A 19,205-nucleotide genomic window follows, 5' to 3' on the forward strand; every position below is an offset into this window, starting at 1 on the left:
ACACAAAACACTTATAATATCGGTAGGGAACCACGCTCATGAATCGCGAGCTTGCCCTGAGCGGTGCCGCGCTCGCCGTCGCAGCCATTGCGCTCGCGACGCTTGCCCTCTCCGGTGCGGTCGCCGACCCCGCCGAACCCGACGCCGAATCGAAAATCGAAGGCCACGCGTCGCTGCTGGAGGTGACGATCGCCGCCGACGACGTCTCCGGCGAAACGGTCTCCCTCGAGATCGACAGCTACCTCGAACACCGCGGTCAGCCGGTCGAGAACGTCACCGTGGTCCACCGGGCCACCGACACGGACACCGACCTCGTCGAGGACCAGACCTACCGCGAGGTCGGGACGCTCGAAGATGGGAGCGAGACCGTCGCCACCGCGACCGTCGACGTCCCCCGGGAGGGGAGCTACGACCTCGAGACCTTCGTCTACGCCGACGGCACGCGGACGGAATCGGCCACCCACCGGGTCTACGGCGTCGACGCCCTGACGCCGGCTTACGCCGACTCGAGTCTGGAGTTCCACCGCTTCGGCGGCGAGGACGGTCCCCTCGCGGACGTGCCCGCCATCGAGTACTCCGTCGTCGACACGAGCGACGACGGCGAGGCGACCGTCGAGGTGACGGGCTATCTCACCAACGCGGGCGACGACCCCGCCGACGACCTCGAACTCGAGCTGAAGGCCCGCCAGATCGACTCGAACGTCGTCGCCGACGCGGATACCGTGTCGGTCCCGGCCGTCGATCCCGGCAAGACCGCGACGCCGTCGACCGAACTCGAGGTGGCCGACGAGTACGCCTACTACCTCGACGCGGTGCTCTGGCACGACGGAACGATCATCGCGACCGACCGCGCGGTCGCCGACCTCGGTCCCGATGGGAACGGGACCGACGCGACGTTCGAGACGGCCGACTTCGAGGAGGACGACGGCTTCGAGACGACTGCGGGGGACGTCGACGACGGAATGAGCAGCGACGGCGCGGACCAGGCCACGAGCGACGACGAGGACGAGGACCACGGCGGCGACGGAACGCCCGGCTTCGGGTTCGTCGCGACCGCGCTCGCAGTGTTCGCCGCGATCGCCGTCATCGCAGCGACCCGAACGATCGACCGCTAACCGCTACCTGTACCCGCTACTGCCATGACCGATACGCCATCCACCACTCCGACGGACCAGACTGCATCGACCGACGCGACCGACGGCGAGAGCGAGACGAGCGAAGTGTTCGACGGCCTCGAGGGCGGAAGCGAGACCGAGAGCGAGGGCAGGGGAAACGGTGAGCTCCCCCCGAACCCGCCCGAACGCCCGCCCGTCGACGACCGACGCGGCCGCATCGACCTCGAGGCTGCGACGATCCGGCGCTACCTCGCCTGGGGTGCGCTGGCGGTGTGTTCGGTGCTCGCGGTCGTCGCGACCGTTCGACTCTACGGGAGCGTTACGGCGGCGATCGATCTCTGGGTGACCGAGCGCTATCAGCCGCTGATGCGAGCCGCGTTCAACGTCGTGGTGTTGCTCGGCTCGCTGACCGGCATCTCACTGGTCCTCCGGGAGCTGAACTGATCCGGGAAGCCGCCGACCACCGGCCGAGAGGAGCACAGGTTTCTTCCGGAAACCGTTCGTTCCGCGGGACGATGGATCCTCGAGAGGACAATGGCTCGAACGCTTCAGCTGAGGTTTCCGACCCGGTCGTCCGACCGTTCGGATACGTCGAAACGGAGGCAGTCGTCCGCCGTATCGGCGATCGGGACCTCTACCTGGGCAACAAATTCGCGGCGATTCCCGGGGAACACCCCGAGGAGTTCGACTTCGTGATTTCGGCGACCGACGAGGCGTTCCCCCGGACGACACATCATCGACCCCTGATCGATGGCTCCGGGAACGAGTGGGCTGATTTCGAGGCCGCGGTCGATACCGCTCGGACGCTGTTCGATGCAGAGGGTCGTTTGCTGATCCACTGTACGGCTGGCATCTCCCGCAGCAGTACGCTCGTTGCGACGGCGATAGCGGCCGAAGAGGAACGGCGCTTCCGCGAGGCGCTACGCATCGTTCAGGAGGCCCGACCGTTTGCGATGCCCAACCCTGCCCTCCACGAGTTGGCAGTCGTGTACCTGGCGGCGAACGGATAGCCAGCCGGTAGCAACCGTCGCAGTGTCGATCGAAATCCGGCTCTATCGGTCACGTCCGGGCACCAGCGAACTACGACGAAACGGGAGAAAAAACGCTCCGCTCTCGAGGCGCGTTACCGCTCTCCCAGCGGGACGAACTCCTCGTCCTCGGAGCCCGTATAGCGCGCTCGTGGTCGGATAAGGCGGTTGTCCTCCTGGTACTCGAGGACGTGGGCGATCCAGCCCCCGGCGCGGCTCATCGCGAAGATGGGCGTGTACATGTCGATCGGGATGCCGAGCTGGTAGTAGACCGACCCCGAGTAGAAGTCGACGTTCGGAGCGATCCCCTTCTCGACGAGGCCCTTCTCCTCGGTGAGGTAGTCTTCGATCGTGGTCGTGATCTCGTACCACTTGTCGTCGCCGTTGTCGGCGAGTTCCTTGCTGCGTTCCTGGAGGATCTTCGCGCGGGGGTCTTTGACGTTGTAAACCCGGTGACCGAACCCGGGGATGCGCCGTCCCTCGTCGGTCGCCTCCTCGACCCACTCGAGCGGATCCTTGCCGCTCTCGTCGATCTCCATCAGGACCTCCATGACGTCCTGGTTTGCCCCGCCGTGTAGCGGACCGGACAGCGCCGCGACGCCGCCGGTGACCGCGCTGTAGATGTCGGCCATCGTCGAGCCGATCACCATCGAGGTAAACGTCGAGGCGTTCAGGCCATGGTCGGCGTGCAGGATTAGCGCCTGATCGAACGTTTCGGCCGCGACGTCGTCCGGCTGTTCGCCGGTCAGCATGTAGAGGAAATTGGCGGCAAGCCCCAGATCGGGATCGGGGTCGACGGGTTCTTCGCCCAGCCGGTACCGCTCGAAGGCCGCGAGCGCGGTCGGGATCTTGGCGGTGATACGCCGGCCCTTCCGGAGCGTCGCCTCGAGGTCGTCGGGGTCGGCCTCGTCTTCGGGTTCGTACGCCGAGAACATCGACACGGCCGTTCGAAGCGCCGCCATCGGCCGCTCGTCGGCCTCGGCGAGTCGCTCCATCGTCGCGAGGACGTCGTCGTCGACCTCGCGTTCGGTCGCCATCGCGTCGGCGAACTCCGCGAGTTCGTCCTCGCCGGGCAGGCGGCCGTGCCAGAGGAGATACAGCACTTCCTCGTAGCTCGCACCGCGGGCGAGGTCCTCGATCTCGTACCCGCGGTAGATCAGTCGTCCCTCGTCGCCGTCGATCGAGCTAAGATCCGACTCTGCGACTAGGACACCCTCCAGCCCTTTTTTGAGGTCGTCTGCCATACTCCGATCTTTCAGTCGCCCATGGAAAAGCATTATCGTTTGCCGTCCGTTTTCGCCCGTTCCGACGCATGTCCCGGCATATCAGGAGCGTACTTTCGGACAGGCGTTGGGTCATCGCCCTCTCGAGTGTAGGTCCGTTTCGAAGGGCGTCCGTGCTGGCCAAAGGTGTAGAATAATTGTGATAGATTCGTCCACTCCGGAACTACTCCTGACGGGGTTGTGCCGCGGGGACGTCCCTGCGACGATTACTTTGCGAGGATCGAGTCCATCAGTTTCGTCTGGGCGGCCGCCAGGTGTTCGGTGAACGTCGAGCGGGCCACGCCCAGTTCCTCCGCGACGTCCGTCGCGTTCGCCCCCTTCGGGTAGTCGAAGTATCCCATCTCGTAGGCCGTCTCGATGATCTCCTGCTGGCGGTCGGTCAGCTCCTCCCTGTCGACGATGACCGGGTCACTCGAGGACTCCTCGTGGTCCTGGGTCAGATCCTCGACGAGGACGCCGTCGAAGCTATCCCGCAACTCGTCGACGATGCCGGCGACCTCCTCGAGCTCGAGGGTGCGAAACGAAAGGAGGAGGGACCCGTCCTGGGCCCGGACCGAGGAGATCGGGGTCCCGGTCTCCTCGACGATTTCACACGCACAGTCGTTCGACCTGTCGCGCTCGAACCGGTACACGGCTTCGTGTTCGCTGGCCTGTACCGACGTCATCTCGACGTCGGTCGGTGCGTCGTCCGCGATGTCCTCGGGCGAGGCGTTCGTCGGGAGTTCGAACTCCTCGACAACGACCTGGTCTTCTCCCGAGCCGGCGGGAACCCGCGTTCGACTTACCGAGTCGATCGGTTGCTCGGTACTCGCGGAGACGCTCGCGACCGGGCATTCGGCAGGATCGCGGACGACGACAGTTGCTCGAAAGCCTGTCATATAACGGGGTACACACGCCGGGAGTATAACCGAACCCCGTAATTCCCGGGGTATGAAAACAGCCGCTACGAAAGCCGATCATATTCGTTCGGGGGTCAAAAACGGGGTTCGATATCGGCGCCCCTGTGGACCACCAGCCAGCAGACCCGGCGTTTCGGGACCGGCCGTGACTCGTTTCGCTCTCTCATACGGATTGCTGTACCGATGTACCGACGCAACCGCCGCTTGGATCGCGGTTGCGCCGGAACTGACGGACAGTAACCCGTATCAGTCGACCCTCGAGCCGGATCAGTGCGACTGGCCGAGCTTCTCGCGGCTGATCCGGACGCCCGTCGGCGTGATGATCATCTGGTCGTCGCCTTTCCGGACGATGTCGCCGTCGACCTCCTGGGCGACCTGTCGCAACTCGTCGACGATGTGTTCGACAGTGCTGTCCTCGGTCCGCAGCCGCGTGACGTCGGCGATGACGATGTCCCCATCGTAGACTGCGTCCTTGATATCGATCGCGTCGGCCTGGCCGCTAACCTCGGCGATATGTACCTGCATCGTCGCCGCTGCCGACTCCGACGACACGTCGTCGAGGTCCAGTTCGACGTAGTCCTCGGCGGTGCGTGACTGATCGCCGCCGAGAATTTTGCTCATGAGTCCCATTGCCAGAAGGGACCGTCGCCGCCAGTATAGTTCTTACGTCAGACGGAACGTCGTCGCGTCGTGACCGTCGTCTCGAGCGACTCGTTCGGTAGCTTCGATCTCGATCGCAGTCGGCGAAAACACCCCTCACGCCGCTCCGGCGACGGCGACACCCCGACGCGTTCTCCGGGAGACCGACTTTTTTACTCGCCGGTCGCCTGTCGTCGGACATGACGTTCAGCATCTGTGTCCACGAGTCCTACGAGACGCCCGACGGGGAGTCCCACGAACGGTTCGGCGTCGCCGTCACGACGCGCCTGCCGGGGGTCGGCACGCTCTGTCCGTTCGTCAGCGAGAACGCCGCGGTCGCCACCCAGAGCCTGGTCAACGTCAACCTCGGGCGGCGCGGCGTCGAGTACGTCGACGACGGGCTGGCCGTCGAGGACGCACTCGAGGCGCTGATCAGCGCCGACGACGGCGCGCCCCAGCGCCAGCTCCATGGGGTCGACGCCGATGGTACGTTCACCTTCTCCGGCGAGGAGTGCGTCGAGTGGTTCGGCGACCGCGAGGGCGACCACTACACCGTCGCCGGTAACATGCTCACCGGGGAGTCCGTCCTCGAGGCGACCGCGGAGGCCTACGAGGCGACGGCGGTCCACGGGACGACCGATCCCGTCACGGGTCCCAACGCCGCTCACAGCGACGACGATGACGAGCCGGACCCGCTCGCGAAACGGCTGATCGACGCGCTGGCCGCCGGCCACCACGAGGGCGGCGACAAACGCGAGGAACTGGCGGTCCAGAGCGCCGCGGTCGTCGTCGAGTCGACCGAGAGCCACGACATGACCCCGCCGTACAACGACCTGCGGGTCGACGCGAGCGAGACGCCGATCGCGGACCTGCGCGAGACCTACGACCTCGCGATGCAGGGGTACGAGGAGACGCTCGTGAAGTACGAGGAGGCCTACGAGGAGGACTCGCTCGCCGGAACGGAGTAACCGGAACCGCCAGCGCTCGAGCGCGATTTACCCGGAGAACTCGTAGAGTTCGTCGCCGACGTGGTGCAGCGAGTCGACGACCTTCCCCTCGTCGCCGGCCATCTCGTCGCCCGGGACACGGGCGCGACCGATTGCCAGCACTTTGCCGTGTGACTCCTCGGCGATGACGACCAGATCGTCCGGGTCGATGTCGTCGGTCGCCTCGGTGATCCCTGGCCGCATCACGTCGGCCCCGTCGCTGACGAACGAGACCGCACCCGCATCGACCGTCACCAGCCGCCGGTCGGGATCGTAGGCGTTGGCTCCCCGAACCGTCAGGAACGGCTCGTCGTCGAAGTACGCGACCCGCGGTTCGCCGTCGATGAGCACGACCTCCCAGTCGGTTTCCTCGAACTCGACGAGTTCGTAGGTGTCGCCGTCCGCCGTGACGCCCAGTCCGTCCTCGAGCGCCGTCTCGAGTTCCGACACGGCGTCACTGCGGAGGTGGTGTCGAGATTTGACGTCCATATCGGTGCGTTCTACCGCCCGTGCCCATTTAAGCGTTGGATTTCACCCTGTGGGACCGGACGAAGGACCCGATCGCCGGAACGCATACCGTCCCGCCCGTCCTACTTGGAGTATGGAATCCGTCACCGAGCAGCGTCCGGACGGCTCCGTCAGGGACCTTCTCCTGGCGTTCGCGCTGGTCGTCGTCGTCAACACTCTCGGCGCGTCGCCCGCGGTCCTGTTCAGTTCCGATACCTCGTGGATCGACCGTCCGTGGTTCTTCCCGCCGGAGGTGGCCTTCCCGATCGTCTGGACGCTGCTGTTTACGCTGCTCGGCGTCGCGCTCTTTCTGGTCGTCCGGCGCGGCCTCGAGCGCCGCGACGTGCGGGTCGCGATTGCCGCCTTCGCCGGCCAGTTCGCGCTGAACCTCGCGTGGACGCCCGCGTTCTTCGGACTGCAGCGGCCGGATCTGGGACTGGTCGTGATCGTCGCGCTATGGGCGGCGATCGTGGCGACGATCGTCGCCTTCGACCGGGTCGACCGCCGGGCGGCGGTCCTCCTGGTACCGTATCTCGCCTGGGTTTCGTTCGCGGCGGTGCTCAACTACGCGATCTACGCCGGGGTTTGATCGGGGACCGCGACTCGAGTGCACATGCACGCCGGGGAGTCAACCGTCTCCGACCTGCAGTTGGGCCATGGCTCACCAGCGCGACCTCGATCCGGATTCCGATTCGGATTCCGATCACGACTCTGCCGGGTCCGCCCCCGCCTACGAGGTGGTCGTCGTCGGCGGCGGCCCGGCCGGACTGACGACTGCGATCTACGCCACCAGGCTCGGCCACGAGACGGCCGTCTTCGAGAAGGAAGGCGGCCGCCACGCCGCGGTCGAGCACGTCCACAACCTGCTCGGCGTTTCCGAGAACGTCTCCGGGAGGGAGCTTGCGGCCCACGCCGTCGCCCAGCTCGAGCACTACGGCGGCGATTTCTTCCCGGACGCCGTCGACGCCGTTACCCGGCTGGAGAGCGGCCAGGGCAACGAACCCCGGTTTCGACTCGAGGCGGGGCACGCGACCGTCGACGCCGAGCGGATCGTGTTCGCCACCGGGTTCCGTGATCGGGGACCCGACGTGCCCGAGATCGAACGGTTCGCCGGTCGCGGCCTCCACTACTGTCTGCACTGCGACGCGTACGCGCTGGGGGACGGGCCGGTCTTCGTGCTGGGACACGCCGAGAGCGCCGCCCACGTCGCGATGACGATGTGCAACTTCACCGCCGAGGTCGATCTCCTGCTGGACGGCCGCGAACCCGAGTGGGACGAGGAGACCGACGAACAGCTCCGGGCCCACCCCGTCGATCGGATCGAGACGACGGTCGTTTCGGCCTACGAGGACGAGACCGAGCGCGGTGGGTCCGATGAGCCCCCGCGGCTCGGCGGCCTCTCCTTCGGCGACGGGACCGAACGCGACTACCTCGGCGGGTTCGCGATGTACGGGTCGGCGTACAACGCCGACCTCGCGGCGGACCTGGGCTGTGAACTGACCGACGACGGCGCGATCGCGGTCGACGACCGCCGCGAGACGAGCGTCGACGGGGTCTACGCCGTCGGCGACGTTACCCACGGGCAGAACCAGACGACGATCGCCATCGGCGACGGCGCGTACGCTGGCCTCGCTGTCCACAAGGACCTGCGGCGGTTCCCGAAGTCCCTCGAGGAGATCCGGGCGGCCGACGGAGCGGACGAAAACGGGGGGAAGGCGGGCGAGGCCGAAAACCGGGACGGCTCGTCGCGGATCGAGCCGTCCGATCCGATGGTTCCCGCCGCGTCACCCGCACTACGCGCCCGGATGCGGCGGGTGCGGGACCTCGACGTCCATCCCGGCCTCCGGGGGCCGTCGCCGGGCCGGGAGTAACGGCGTCCGTACCGGGCCAGTCGAACGCCATGACAGTCCCACCGTACGAAACCTGTGCCAACCGCTAAGTAATAGCACGGTGTCGGAACGACCATGGCCCTGTGGTCCTCTCGGAACCGCACCGAGACGGTCACCTGTCTCGCCTGCGGGGTCGACGTCGCGCGGTCCGACGCCCGCGAGTACGACAAGCACGGCGACCGCTGGGATCGCGACGACAAGACGTTCGAACACCTCTGTAAGTCCTGCTTCGGCGACCTCTGTCACCAGCCGCGGGACGGCCTCGAGGACCTGCTCGTCGACCTCGAGGCCGGCGAGAACAGTCAGGGCGTTTTCCTCTCGCAGTACCTCTCGACGGTCGAAGACCGGTACGGGCCGCTCGAGGAAGGCCAGGATTGACTGCGGACTGCGTCGCGGGAACGGGGAGTGTTGCCGGCGACGCTCGATCCACTCGGCGGTTCGAGCCGAAGGCGGTCCTCGTCCCGACACGACTTTCACGCCCACGTCCGTACCCGTCCCCATGAGCGACGACGCAGACGCACAGGCCGAAGCCGGTACGGCCGAAGGCCAGGGCCCCGTCGAGATTTCCGAGGACCTCGCGCGCCACCTCGAGAACAAACGCGAGGAACTGTTCGAGAAGTTCGAGATTCCGGACGGGTTTCCGCCGGAGGTGCTCGAGGAGGCCGAGGAACGCACGGACGGCGTCCAGGAAGAGATCCAGGAGGAGGTCGACGAACGCGAGGACCTCCGTGACCTGACGACCTGGACGACCGACCCGATCGACGCACAGGACTTCGACGACGCGCTCTCGATCGAAGAACGCGAGGACGAGTACGTTCTCTGGGTCCACATCGCCGACGTGACCCACTACGTCACGCCCGACACGGCGATGTGGGACTCGGCCGTCGAGCGGAGCAACACGGTCTACCTGCCGGGGTACACGATCCACATGCTCCCGCCGGTGCTGGCCGAGACGGTCTGTTCGCTGGTGCCCAACGAGGACCGACTCGCCCACACCGTCGAGATGCACCTCGACAAGGAGAACCTGGGCTACGAGAGCATCGACATCTACAAGTCGGTCATCAGGTCCGACGAACGGCTCACCTACACCCAGGCCGAGAACCGACTGGACGACCCCGATGCGCCGCTGCACGAGGAGAACAAACTCGTCCACGAACTCGCCGACCGGATGCACGAACAACGCAAGGAGGACGGCTCGCTCGTCCTGAATCCGGCCCGCGACCGCGCCCACACGATCATCGAGGAGTGTATGCTGAAGGCCAACAAGGCCGTCACGCACACGCTGATGTGGGACCGCGGCGTCGAGGCGATGTACCGGGTCCACCCACAGCCGAGCCCCGACGAGTGGTCCGAAGCCCTCCAGGAGATTCAGGACTTAGACGGCGTGTCGATCCCCGGCAGCACGTGGGACGACCCCCGGAAGGCTGTCAACGCGACGCTCGAGGAGGCACCGGCCCGGCAACTCGACAAGATCCAGTGGGCCGTGATGAAGGTGATGCCCCGCGCGAAGTACATGAACGACCCGTTCGGGGGCCACCACGCGCTGAACTTCGAGATCTACGGCCACTTCACGAGTCCGATCCGCCGACTCTCGGACCTGATCAACCACTGGATCGTCTACAAGAACGACGTTCCCGAGAACCTCGTAGAACTGTGCGATCGGGCGAGCGACAAGCAGAAAGACGCCGAGCAGTGCGAACGCGAGTACAAGGGATTCCTCCAGGAGGTCGGCCTCGATCCGACGGCGGTCAACAACCGCGGGATCGAGGTCGTCGACGAGAGCGAGGCCGAGAAGACGCTGTAGTCGGTCCCGCGTTCCCGCGCTCTCACAGCGACTTCTCGTATACGTGCTCCTCGAGCCCGTCCGCCAGATCCGTCTCCCGGGTTTCGACCCGGTGGAACCCTGCGGACTCGTAGAACGACACCCCGACCTCGTTGTCCGCGAGGACGGCCAGACGTAGCCGGTCGAACTCCTCCCGTACTTCGCTCTCGAGGCGCTCGAGCAGCGCCGTCCCGATGCCCTCGCCCCAGCGGTCGGGGGTGACGTAGAGCCGGACCAGGTAGCCGACGGCCTCGTCCTCGGGCCAGGGGACGACGTGGGCGAAGCCGAGGCAGTCCTCGCCTCCGATCCCGCCGTCGTTTGCCGGTTCGCGTCGCTCGTCGGACGGCACGGCGACGAGGAACTGGGCGTCGGGCCGGTCGTTGGCGTCCTCGATGGACGACTCGAGGTCCCCGAGCGCGTACCACTCGTCGACGATCTCGTCGACCCGCTCGGAGCCGAGCACGTCGTCGTAGGCAGCATGCCAGCTCTCACGCGCCGTTTCGTGGACCGTCCACGCGTCGTCGGTCGTCGCCTGCCGAACTGCTCGAGTCACGTAGAACCGTATCACGGCGGCGGTCAAAAATCCGGGGCCGGCCGTCGAACGCCGTTTCCGGCCGCGCCACGGTCTCGGGTAACTCCGTCGGACGACCCTCGTTCTCGAGGACCGGGTCCTCGAGCCGTCTCTACGGGGTTCAGGACATTCCTGTCCGTCGGCGACGATGTTTAAGCTACCGCTCGGCGTAGATATGGTATGTCACTACGAATCACTGTCATAACCGTTGGCATCGTCGCCCTGTTCGGACTTCTGTTCGCGCCCCGCGGACCCCTCGGGGCGAGCGTCTGGCCGGAGCCGGCCCACGCGGCCGAACCCGTCGGAATGCAACTCCCGCTGTTCGTCGTGCTCGGCCTGTTCGAGGCCGTTGCGATGGGTCTCGGCGTCGCGTTCCTGCTGTTCGGCTGGCGATACACGAAGCGGGTCTTCGCCGCGACCCCGCGGCTCGCCCCGCCCGCGCACGTCAGCGTCGCGTGGCTGCTCGGGAGCTGGTGGGTCCACGACAACCTGCACATGGTGCTGGGGTCGGAGAACCTCTCGACCCTGCTCGCCCTCGAGTACGGGTTCCACGTCACGCTGATGATCGCCGGCGGCATCCTCGCCGCGTCGGTGTATGCCCTCGCGCGAGATGCTGGCCGGTCGCGGCCGGAGGCCCGAGCCGGGTCCGGGGATTCGGGACTCGAGTCCATCAGTGACTGATCGCCGTACTGCACCCGACCGCGCTTTTCCGCTATCGAACGTTTCTCACCCGTCGTCCCTGGCTCCGTTCCGCTTCTCGAGTTCGGCCCGCGCCTCGCGAACGAGGCCGTCGATGATCTCCGGCGTCGTGGGGTGGTACGCCCGATCGGGGATCTTGCGGACGTCCAGTGTCATCTCGACGGCGAGTTGCATCGTCTTCGCCATCACGTCGGCGTGGAGGTGCAGCCCCTGGTAGCCCAGCACCGACCCGGTGTCGGCGTCGACGATCAGGGTCGCCAGTCCCTCGGGATGGTTCTTGGTCTTGAAGACGCCGTCGTCGGACGCCTCCCGAGAGACGACGATCGCGTCCATCCCCGACTCGGCGACCGTCGCCGGCGTGTGGCCGATCCGGGCGAACGGGTAGACGCCGAGCCCCGAGAAGATGACGTGATGGGGGACGTTCGTGTACGGCTCGAGGTCCGTGCCCCGGTGGTGACCGATCACGTTCCGGGCGGCCGCGACCCCCTGTTCCTTCGCGACGTGGAGGATCGGCTCCCTGGCGTTCGCGTCGCCGACGACGAACACGCGCTCGTCGTCGACCGCCTGCATCGTCGGCTCGACCCAGCCCTCGCCGGCCTCGAGTCGGGTGTGCTCGAGCCCCAGGCCGTCGAGGTCCGGCCGGCGGCCGGTGAAACAGTAGAGCTGGTCGGCCTCGACGACCCGTTCGTCGCCCGCCTGCTCGGCGTACAGCCGCACGCCGTCGTCGTCGGTGCGCTCGAGGTGCTTCTCGTCAGTGTTCGTCAGCACCTCGATCCCGAACTCCTCGCGATAGAGCTCGAGGATCGTCTCGCCGTACGCCGCATCCATCTCGTCGAGCGGGTAGTCGTCGTGTTCGATCACGGTGAGGTCGACGCCGCCGACCTCGCTCAGGTAGGGTGCGAGTTCCAGGCCGATGTAGCCAAAGCCCATGACGACGCCCGACTCCGGGAACGCGGTCGCGTCGAGGACGTCCGCGCTCGAGTCGAACGACACCTCGTCGATCCCCGGCAGGTCGGGCACGTTCAGGGTCGACCCCGTCGCGATCACGACGTAATCGGGCTCGAGTCGTCGTCCCGACCCGGCGAGTTCGAGCACGCGGTCGTCGACGAACCGGGCGGTGTCGGCGACGAACTCCACGTTCTCCCTGGTTGCCAGGTCGTGCACGTGGTTCCGACGGTGCTCGGCGAACCCCAGGACGTCGTCGTCCTTCCGGGCGACGATCGCCTCGGGATCGGGTTCGGGGACCCCCTCGAGGCGGTCGTCGTGGCGGGCCTGGAACCGGTGTTGTCCGGCCGAGAGTACCTCCTTGCTCGGCATACAGCCGCGCAGAATGCAGAGCCCGCCGCCGGGGTCGCCGTCGTCGATCAGCGTCAGTTCCAACTCGAGGTCGCTGTCCGGATCGACCTGCTCGAGGAGTTCGTCGGCGACTGCGACGCCGGCGCTGCCGTATCCGCCGACGATGGCTACATGGACCATGAGGACAATACGCCGCCGCCGCGGTAAAACAGTGTTTGCGCTCGTGACCGATCGACGCATCACCGGTCGTGAGGATCAGGAGCGGCGACCGGGACCGGTGTCTCCGAGTTGCGACCGGCGTCGAACGTCGGGCTACCGGGACAGTGCCTCGCCGCCCTCGCGGACGACGGCCTCGACCTCCTCCTCGGTGACCTGCGCCACGTCCCCGGGGATCGTCCGTTTGAGCGCCGCCGTCGCCGCCGCGTACTCGAGCGCGGTCGGGACGTCGTCACCCTCGAGGCGGCGGGCGATGAACGCGCCGGTGAAGGCGTCGCCGGTGCCGATCCGGGAGACGGTGTCGGTGTCGTAGGCGGGTTGTTCGTGGACGACGCTGTCGTGCCACCCGATCGCGCCCTCGGAGCCGCGGGTGACGACGACGGTCTCGAACTCGTACTGCGAGCCGAGTTTGTGCGCGAGTTGCCGAGGATCGCCCTCGAACCCGAGGACGGTCCGGGCGTCCCGCGCGGCGATCACGAGCACGTCGATCCCCGGAAAGAGGTGGGTCATCGTCTCCTCGGCCTCCTCCGGCGACCAAAGCTTGCGCCGGTAGTTGAAATCGAACGCGGTCGTCGTCCCGCCCTCGCGAGCGGCCTTGAGCAGGCTCGCGGTCGTGTCCCGCAGCGTCGACGAGAGCGCGGGCGTGATCCCCGTGGTGAAAAAGACCCTCGCGTCCTTGATCGTGTCCAGGTCGAGTTCGCGGGCCTTCGCCGTCGAGACGGCGGTGTTCTCCCGGTCGTAGATGACGTTCGTCCCGCGGGGTTCGCCGGCCCGCTCGAGGTAGTAGGTCCCCTGCCGGCCGCGGTGGCTCCAGACGACCTCGGTGTCGATCCCGTGCTGGCGGAGTTCGCCGACCGTCCGCCGGCCAAGCGGCGTCTCGGGCACCTTCGACATCCAGGTCGCGGGGGTGCCGAGCCGCTGGGCCGCGATGGCGACGTTGCTCTCGGCACCGCCGGCCCGGACCTCGAACTCGCGGGCGTCCTCGAGCCGTTCCTGGTCCGGCGGCGAGAGCCGGAGCATCGTCTCGCCGAAGGTGACGAGGTCGCTCTCACTCACGGGTGTCCCCCTCCCGTTCGGTACATATGGCTGTCATATATCGGTACACAACCGGGCCGGGTATAAGACCGTTGCTGACCGTCGAACCGTCCTGTCGTCTCCACCGACGCGTTCAGTCGAGGAGCGCCGCGCTCGAGTCGACGGAGACGACTGGCTCCTCGCCGTCGGCTGCTCGCTCGAGCGTCGTCGGAACGTCGACGGCCTCGAGCAGCGCCCGACTGGTCGCGACGTGGTCCGTTTCCTCGGGAACGCGGACCCGGCCGCCCGCGAGCGCAAGGAAGACGAGCAGCTGGTCGGCCATGTGGCGGTCGACCGGTGCGGTACCCGCGAGAAAGCGGTTCGCGGCGTTCGCGGCGTCCTCGCCGACGCGTTCGGCGGGCGTGCCCCGCTCCCCGAGCGCGGTGAAGCCGGCGAGCCCGGTCGCGCCGCCCGGGCCCGCCTCGTACTCGAGTCGAAGGACGATCGCCGAGCCGGGACAGGCGCTCTCGGCGGTCGTCTCGCAGCGTTCGCGGGCCTCGAGCCCGTCGTCCAGCCGCTCGAGCGCGCCCTCGGCCTGCCGGAAGGCGACGTCCTGTTCGGACAGCGCCGCAGCCTCCGTCGAGTAGAGCCGCAGGCCGTCGGCTTCACCGCGCGACCGGAGGTCGATCGGCTCGATCGTCGACGGAGCGAGGTGCAGCGTCGCCCGCCCGCCGCCCGTCGGATAGAAGCCGCGCCGCTCGAGTTCGCAGGCGGCGACGAGCCCGAACTGCCGCAGGAGGGGGAGTTTGACGTGCCGGACGTAGTCGAGCGGCGGCGACCACTTCACGTCCGTCCCGCCGGTCACGGTCAGCCGCAGCGGGGACTCGAGGACGGCGGCGAGCGGCAGGACGGCGTCGAACAGCAGCGTCACGCTGCCGGCGGTGCCGATGTCGACCGCGTACCTGCCGCCCTCGAGTCGGGGGTGCCTACTCCGGGTCTCGAGAGCCGGATCGAACTCGACCGTCTCCGACCCCAGTTCGACGCCCGTCGCGTCGGCGTCGCAGAGTTCGACCATCGTTTCGGCGACCGCCAGGTGCTGGTGGCGGAGTCCGGGGGTCGATCGGTTCCCGCGGACGTTCTCGATGCGGATCGGCTCGTTCTCGAGGACGGAGAGGGCCAGTGCCGTCCGGACGAACTGGCCGCCTGCGTCGCTCCCGTCGAGTTCGTACGTCGGGGTCACGCGAGGGTCTACGGCCTCGAGGGTCGTAGCAGTACCGTCCCCGCGTTCCCTGGCGTCGAACGGACGAATCGGTCGCGGTTACCGCTTCGTGAAGGTTTTCGGTGGTCGGCGGAGGATTCCAACCGAATGCGCCCGCGATTCCGATCCGACCCGCTCCGGCGTCGGTGGCTCCTCTGGGCGACGCTGGGGGTCGTCTTCCTGCTGGTCAACGTCAACCGCCTCTCGACGGCGGTCCTCTCCGAGAAGTTGATGATGGCGTTCGGGACGACCGGCGCGCAACTGGGGACGCTCCACGCCATGTTCTTCTGGGTGTACGCGGTCATGCAGATCCCGACGGGCGTCCTCGCCGACCGGATCGGTCCCCGCCTGACCGCGACCGTCGGCGCGGCGGTGATGAACGTCGGTGCGATCTGGTTTTCCGTCGCCGACGGCTACCTCGCCGCGCTCGTCGCCCGCGGGCTCGTCGGCCTCGGCGGGAGTGTGATCTTCGTCTGCATCCTCCGGTTTTGCGCGAACTGGTACCGGGCCGACGAGTTCGCGACGATGAGCGGACTCACTTTCGCGGTCTCGGGTGTCGGCGGCGTGCTCGCAACGACGCCGCTCGCGATCGCCGTCGAGGCTGCCGGCTGGCGGACCACCGTCGGCTGGCTCGGGATCGCCGGCCTGGCCTTTACCGTACTCGTGTTCGCCCTCGTGCGGGATACGCCCGTTCGAGCCGGGTTCGAACCGCTCGAGGGCGTCCCCGAGCAGCCGACGCCCTCGAACGCCCAGTTGCGCTCCCACCTGGACGGGGTGCTCCGGGATCCGCTGATCTGGGTCGTCAGCGTCATGCTGTTCTGCTCGAGCGGCGTCAACCTCACCCTGTTCGGCCTGTGGGGGGTGCCCTACGTCGTCCAGACCTACGACGTGTCGGTCACCTACGCCTCGGTCTTCACGCTGCTGGGTGGCGTCGGGCTGATGATCGGCCCGCCGGGAATCGGCTGGCTCTCGGACCGCCTCGAGCGACGGGTCGAACTGATGGTGGCGGGCGGGGCCGCGTTCACTACGGCGCTGGCGGTCATCGCCGTCGTCGGCGACCCGGCCCTGCCCGTCGTCGGAGTTGCGTTCTTCCTCTCCGGGGCGTTGCTCGGCGCGTTCCTGCTCGGCTACGCGGTCGTCAAGGACCGCCACCCCGACAGCGCGAGCGGTATCTCGACGGGGACGGTCAACGGCGCGGGCTTCTTCGGCGCGGCGACGCTCCCGACGATCATGGGCTGGGCCCTGGACGCCTACTGGACCGGCGAACTCGTCGGCGGCGTCCGGGTCTACACCGAGGCCGGCTATCGTCTCGCGTTCGGGATCGCCACCGCTGCTGGTGCGGTGGCGTTCGCCTGTACGGTCTGGCTCTACTACCGCGAGAAGCGGGGGGCGACGAGCCTCGTCGATCCGGACGCCTCGAGCGTCGGGAAGTCGTCCAATCGGGACGATGAGAAGACTGACGGGGACGCCGACGACGACGGTCGAAGCGTCGCCGAGAAGTAGAGCGAGCCGAACCTGTCCCGATCCAACTCGCCGCTCTCGACCGTCGGAATCGGATTCCGAACACGTCGTCGACGGTGGCCAACACCGTCTCTCCCCCATCGGAATCGAGACCGCACATCCCACACTCCGTTCTCGTCACCGACGCTGGGTTCCGGAAACTTCGAGAGACGTACTGACAGCCAAGGGGATACCGATGCGGCGAAACCCGATAGCCAGCCCTAAATACCTCATATGCGGGTATTTTATACTCTATTTAGGTGGAGTAAATAGATAAGATATAGAATATACGTAGCATTCATATTCAACAAAAACCTATATTTCGAATTCCGATTCAATTAAAGCGAACATTTATGATAGATCGCTCTCGAAGGGCGCGTGTGAGCGATACCACAGATACGAAACTCGAATCGAGACTCGAGGAACAGGAGACCTTCGAACCGCCGAAGTCGTTCGTCGAGCAGGCGAACGTCACGGATCCCGCGATTCGTACGGAGTTCGAAGAGAACTGGCCCGAGTGCTGGGAACGCGCCGCTGAGTTCCTCTCGTGGGACTGGGAGTACGACAGCGTCGTCGATGCTGCCGACGCACCGCAGTACGAGTGGTTCACTGGCGGCCGACTCAACGCCTCGTACAACTGTCTCGACCGTCACGTCGAAGACGGTGCAAAGAACCGCGCCGCAATCAAATGGGAAGGAGAACTGGGTGAAACCCGGACGTATACCTACGGCGAGTTGCTGAACGAGGTAGAAGCGTTCGCCGCGGCGTTACGCGAGATGGGCGTCGAGACAGGCGACGCCGTTACGCTGTATCTGCCGATGGTTCCGGAACTCCCGGTCGCGATGTTGGCGTGTGCTCGCCTCGGCGCGCCCCACTCGGTCGTCTTTGCTGGATTTTCGGCGGATGCACTGGCGACCCGAATGCGATCGTCGGACAGCGAGTATCTCGTCACGTGCGACGGGTACTACCGTCGCGGGGAAGCGCTAAACCACGGGCAGAAAGCCAAGAACGGGCTTCGAAACGTCGACCACGACGTCGAGTCGATCGTCGTTAATCGGCTCGGCGACGAGTCGGATTCGTCGTTCGGAGACGATGCCCACGATTACGGCGCTCTCGTCGCCGAACACGAGGGAGCGTCGGTGCCGCCGGTCTCGAGAGACGCCGAGGACGTGCTGTTCCTGTTGTACACGTCGGGGACGACTGGACAGCCGAAAGGCGTCGAGCACGCGACTGGCGGCTACCTCTCCTACGCTGCCTGGACTGCCCACGCAGTACTGGACCTGGAGCCGACGGATACCCACTGGTGTACGGCGGACATCGGCTGGATCACGGGCCACTCCTATGTCGTCTACGGACCGCTGGCGCTCGGCGCGACCACCTTCATGTACGAGGGAACGCCGGATTATCCCGATCGTGATCGGTTCTGGAAACTTATCGAAAAGAACCGAGTAGACGTCTTCTACACGGCACCGACGGCGATTCGAGCGTTCATGAAATGGGGCGAAGAGTATCCCGCAACCCACGACCTCTCGAGTTTGCGGCTGCTCGGATCCGTCGGCGAACCGATCGATCCACACGCCTGGAAGTGGTACTACAAACACATCGGCGACGAAGAGTGTCCGATCGTGGACACCTGGTGGCAGACCGAAACGGGCGGCACGATGGTCACGACCGTACCGGGGATCGACACGATGAAACCCGGCTCCGCAGGCCCGGCGCTGCCCGGGATCGACGCTCGTGTAGTCGACGCCGACGGTGACCCGGTTGCGCCCGGGAACGCGGGATATCTCGTGATTCGGAAGCCCTGGCCAGGGATGCTCCGAACGCTCTACCGGAACGACGAGCGGTTCCGCTCCGAGTACTGGAGCGAGTACTCCGAGCCCGACGAAGACGAGTGGATCTATTTCCCTGAAGACGGCGCGAAGATCGACGATGACGGCTATATCACCGTCCTCGGGCGCGTCGACGACGTGATCAACGTTTCCGGCCATCGGCTGGGAACCATGGAGATCGAATCCGCGATCGTCGACGTTGCGGGCGTCGCCGAGGCGGCCGTCGTCGGCGCTGATCACGACGTCAAAGGCGAGGCCGTTTGTGCGTACGTCGTCTTGAAGAACGGTGAAGAACCGACCGTTGCAATGCGCGATCGAATCGTTGAAAGCGTCGAGGACGGGATCGGTCCGATCGCACGGCCCGAAAAAGTCGTCTTCACGTCCGAACTCCCGAAGACGCGATCGGACAAGATCATGCGACGGCTCCTCGAGAACATCGCGAACGGCGAGGAACTGGGCGACACGTCCACGCTCCGGAATCCTGACGCCGTCGAGACGATCGCTCGACAAGTGGGAGACGACTGAGCCGTCGTCGCGTCCTGGTGTGATTACGGTCCGCTCGGAACCGGTGCCAGCGCCGCGCTTGTGAGTGCTGTTTGAGGTCGTCGGGACATCTAATCGGGAGGTCGAAGCATCGCCGGGCAGTAGAGC

Annotated in this window: 19 protein-coding genes; 11 read left to right on the plus strand and 8 right to left on the minus strand. The window is 66.5% G+C overall.

What is annotated here, in order from left to right; translation table 11 throughout:
- The first annotated feature begins 38 nt into the window (after nt 1-38).
- The 3 genes from CHINAEXTREME_RS07525 (at nt 39) to CHINAEXTREME_RS07535 (ending at nt 2,125) form a co-directional block, all read left to right on the plus strand.
- Nucleotides 39-1,115 carry a DUF7490 domain-containing protein gene (locus CHINAEXTREME_RS07525; RefSeq protein WP_007140162.1) on the plus strand — a complete coding sequence of 359 codons (1,077 nt, stop codon included), beginning with the start codon at nt 39-41 and terminating at the stop codon, nt 1,113-1,115.
- Between the two features lie 24 nt (nt 1,116-1,139).
- Nucleotides 1,140-1,559, plus strand: coding sequence for a hypothetical protein (locus tag CHINAEXTREME_RS07530; protein WP_007140161.1), 420 nt, complete (start codon nt 1,140-1,142; stop codon nt 1,557-1,559).
- A 71-nt stretch (nt 1,560-1,630) separates the two neighbouring features.
- Nucleotides 1,631-2,125 (plus strand): protein-tyrosine phosphatase family protein, encoded by a 495-nt coding sequence (locus CHINAEXTREME_RS07535; RefSeq protein ID WP_007140160.1) that lies wholly within the window; start codon nt 1,631-1,633, stop codon nt 2,123-2,125.
- A 113-nt stretch (nt 2,126-2,238) separates the two neighbouring features.
- Here CHINAEXTREME_RS07535 and citZ read toward each other — a convergent pair whose 3' ends face one another.
- From citZ to CHINAEXTREME_RS07550, 3 genes are all read right to left on the minus strand, one after another.
- Nucleotides 2,239-3,387 carry a citrate synthase gene (gene citZ / locus CHINAEXTREME_RS07540; RefSeq protein ID WP_007140159.1) on the minus strand — a complete coding sequence of 383 codons (1,149 nt, stop codon included), beginning with the start codon at nt 3,385-3,387 and terminating at the stop codon, nt 2,239-2,241.
- 245 nt (nt 3,388-3,632) lie between these two features.
- Nucleotides 3,633-4,304, minus strand: a complete 672-nt coding sequence (locus tag CHINAEXTREME_RS07545) for a helix-turn-helix domain-containing protein (protein WP_007140158.1) — start codon at nt 4,302-4,304, stop codon at nt 3,633-3,635.
- A gap of 288 nt (nt 4,305-4,592) precedes the next feature.
- Nucleotides 4,593-4,955: a cell division protein SepF gene (locus CHINAEXTREME_RS07550; RefSeq protein ID WP_007140157.1), complete on the minus strand. Its 363-nt coding sequence runs from the start codon at nt 4,953-4,955 to the stop codon at nt 4,593-4,595.
- Nucleotides 4,956-5,164: 209 nt separating this feature from the next.
- On the opposite strand from CHINAEXTREME_RS07550, the gene CHINAEXTREME_RS07555 reads away from it, so the two are divergent.
- The gene (locus tag CHINAEXTREME_RS07555; RefSeq protein WP_007140156.1) at nt 5,165-5,932 is read left to right on the plus strand and encodes a DUF1028 domain-containing protein; all 768 of its coding nucleotides are present in this window, start codon (nt 5,165-5,167) and stop codon (nt 5,930-5,932) included.
- A 27-nt stretch (nt 5,933-5,959) separates the two neighbouring features.
- Here the strand turns inward: CHINAEXTREME_RS07555 and CHINAEXTREME_RS07560 are convergent, their stop codons facing one another.
- The gene (locus CHINAEXTREME_RS07560) at nt 5,960-6,439 is read right to left on the minus strand and encodes an RNA-binding protein (protein ID WP_007140155.1); all 480 of its coding nucleotides are present in this window, start codon (nt 6,437-6,439) and stop codon (nt 5,960-5,962) included.
- A 112-nt stretch (nt 6,440-6,551) separates the two neighbouring features.
- Between CHINAEXTREME_RS07560 and CHINAEXTREME_RS07565 the strand changes: the two genes are divergently transcribed.
- From CHINAEXTREME_RS07565 to CHINAEXTREME_RS07580, 4 genes are all read left to right on the plus strand, one after another.
- Nucleotides 6,552-7,046 (plus strand): TspO/MBR family protein, encoded by a 495-nt coding sequence (locus CHINAEXTREME_RS07565; protein WP_007140154.1) that lies wholly within the window; start codon nt 6,552-6,554, stop codon nt 7,044-7,046.
- A 67-nt stretch (nt 7,047-7,113) separates the two neighbouring features.
- Nucleotides 7,114-8,328, plus strand: coding sequence for an NAD(P)/FAD-dependent oxidoreductase (locus CHINAEXTREME_RS07570; RefSeq protein WP_007140153.1), 1,215 nt, complete (start codon nt 7,114-7,116; stop codon nt 8,326-8,328).
- A 93-nt stretch (nt 8,329-8,421) separates the two neighbouring features.
- Nucleotides 8,422-8,724, plus strand: coding sequence for a DUF7562 family protein (locus CHINAEXTREME_RS07575; RefSeq protein ID WP_007140152.1), 303 nt, complete (start codon nt 8,422-8,424; stop codon nt 8,722-8,724).
- Between the two features lie 121 nt (nt 8,725-8,845).
- The gene (locus CHINAEXTREME_RS07580; RefSeq protein WP_007140151.1) at nt 8,846-10,150 is read left to right on the plus strand and encodes an RNB domain-containing ribonuclease; all 1,305 of its coding nucleotides are present in this window, start codon (nt 8,846-8,848) and stop codon (nt 10,148-10,150) included.
- 22 nt (nt 10,151-10,172) lie between these two features.
- Here the strand turns inward: CHINAEXTREME_RS07580 and CHINAEXTREME_RS07585 are convergent, their stop codons facing one another.
- Entirely contained in the window at nt 10,173-10,721 is a 549-nt protein-coding gene (locus CHINAEXTREME_RS07585) for a GNAT family N-acetyltransferase (protein ID WP_029601510.1), read from the minus strand.
- 198 nt (nt 10,722-10,919) lie between these two features.
- Here CHINAEXTREME_RS07585 and CHINAEXTREME_RS07590 point away from each other — a divergent pair, with 198 nt between their 5' ends.
- Nucleotides 10,920-11,420, plus strand: a complete 501-nt coding sequence (locus CHINAEXTREME_RS07590) for a hypothetical protein (protein ID WP_007140149.1) — start codon at nt 10,920-10,922, stop codon at nt 11,418-11,420.
- A gap of 45 nt (nt 11,421-11,465) precedes the next feature.
- On the opposite strand, the gene CHINAEXTREME_RS07595 is transcribed toward CHINAEXTREME_RS07590, so the two are convergent.
- The 3 genes from CHINAEXTREME_RS07595 to rtcA all read right to left on the minus strand — a co-directional run bounded on the left by CHINAEXTREME_RS07595 (nt 11,466) and on the right by rtcA (nt 15,204).
- On the minus strand, nt 11,466-12,914 hold the full coding sequence (locus CHINAEXTREME_RS07595; protein ID WP_007140148.1) for a dihydrolipoyl dehydrogenase family protein: 1,449 nt from the start codon (nt 12,912-12,914) through the stop codon (nt 11,466-11,468).
- A gap of 132 nt (nt 12,915-13,046) precedes the next feature.
- A complete protein-coding gene (gene kdgK1 / locus CHINAEXTREME_RS07600; protein WP_007140147.1) occupies nt 13,047-14,006 on the minus strand; it encodes a bifunctional 2-dehydro-3-deoxygluconokinase/2-dehydro-3-deoxygalactonokinase in 960 nt (319 codons plus the stop codon).
- A 112-nt stretch (nt 14,007-14,118) separates the two neighbouring features.
- Nucleotides 14,119-15,204, minus strand: a complete 1,086-nt coding sequence (rtcA, locus tag CHINAEXTREME_RS07605) for an RNA 3'-terminal phosphate cyclase (protein WP_007140146.1) — start codon at nt 15,202-15,204, stop codon at nt 14,119-14,121.
- 126 nt (nt 15,205-15,330) lie between these two features.
- On the opposite strand from rtcA, the gene CHINAEXTREME_RS07610 reads away from it, so the two are divergent.
- Complete coding sequence (locus CHINAEXTREME_RS07610) at nt 15,331-16,725, plus strand: MFS transporter (RefSeq protein WP_007140145.1); 1,395 nt, start codon at nt 15,331-15,333, stop codon at nt 16,723-16,725.
- 350 nt (nt 16,726-17,075) lie between these two features.
- Nucleotides 17,076-19,079, plus strand: a complete 2,004-nt coding sequence (gene acs, locus CHINAEXTREME_RS07615; RefSeq protein WP_394329786.1) for an acetate--CoA ligase — start codon at nt 17,076-17,078, stop codon at nt 19,077-19,079.
- Nucleotides 19,080-19,205: the final 126 nt, after the last annotated feature.

This window comes from Halobiforma lacisalsi AJ5 (assembly GCF_000226975.2).
GTDB lineage: Archaea > Halobacteriota > Halobacteria > Halobacteriales > Natrialbaceae > Natronobacterium > Natronobacterium lacisalsi.

Coding starts and splice junctions, on each gene's coding strand:
- CHINAEXTREME_RS07525 (WP_007140162.1), top strand. CDS start 39: ATGAATCGCGAGCTTGCCCTGAGCGGTGCCGCGCTCGCCGTCGCAGCC.
- CHINAEXTREME_RS07530 (WP_007140161.1), top strand. CDS start 1,140: ATGACCGATACGCCATCCACCACTCCGACGGACCAGACTGCATCGACC.
- CHINAEXTREME_RS07535 (WP_007140160.1), top strand. CDS start 1,631: ATGGATCCTCGAGAGGACAATGGCTCGAACGCTTCAGCTGAGGTTTCC.
- citZ (WP_007140159.1), bottom strand. CDS start 3,387: ATGGCAGACGACCTCAAAAAAGGGCTGGAGGGTGTCCTAGTCGCAGAG.
- CHINAEXTREME_RS07545 (WP_007140158.1), bottom strand. CDS start 4,304: ATGACAGGCTTTCGAGCAACTGTCGTCGTCCGCGATCCTGCCGAATGC.
- CHINAEXTREME_RS07550 (WP_007140157.1), bottom strand. CDS start 4,955: ATGGGACTCATGAGCAAAATTCTCGGCGGCGATCAGTCACGCACCGCC.
- CHINAEXTREME_RS07555 (WP_007140156.1), top strand. CDS start 5,165: ATGACGTTCAGCATCTGTGTCCACGAGTCCTACGAGACGCCCGACGGG.
- CHINAEXTREME_RS07560 (WP_007140155.1), bottom strand. CDS start 6,439: ATGGACGTCAAATCTCGACACCACCTCCGCAGTGACGCCGTGTCGGAA.
- CHINAEXTREME_RS07565 (WP_007140154.1), top strand. CDS start 6,552: ATGGAATCCGTCACCGAGCAGCGTCCGGACGGCTCCGTCAGGGACCTT.
- CHINAEXTREME_RS07570 (WP_007140153.1), top strand. CDS start 7,114: ATGGCTCACCAGCGCGACCTCGATCCGGATTCCGATTCGGATTCCGAT.
- CHINAEXTREME_RS07575 (WP_007140152.1), top strand. CDS start 8,422: ATGGCCCTGTGGTCCTCTCGGAACCGCACCGAGACGGTCACCTGTCTC.
- CHINAEXTREME_RS07580 (WP_007140151.1), top strand. CDS start 8,846: ATGAGCGACGACGCAGACGCACAGGCCGAAGCCGGTACGGCCGAAGGC.
- CHINAEXTREME_RS07590 (WP_007140149.1), top strand. CDS start 10,920: ATGTCACTACGAATCACTGTCATAACCGTTGGCATCGTCGCCCTGTTC.
- CHINAEXTREME_RS07595 (WP_007140148.1), bottom strand. CDS start 12,914: ATGGTCCATGTAGCCATCGTCGGCGGATACGGCAGCGCCGGCGTCGCA.
- CHINAEXTREME_RS07610 (WP_007140145.1), top strand. CDS start 15,331: ATGCGCCCGCGATTCCGATCCGACCCGCTCCGGCGTCGGTGGCTCCTC.
- acs (WP_394329786.1), top strand. CDS start 17,076: ATGATAGATCGCTCTCGAAGGGCGCGTGTGAGCGATACCACAGATACG.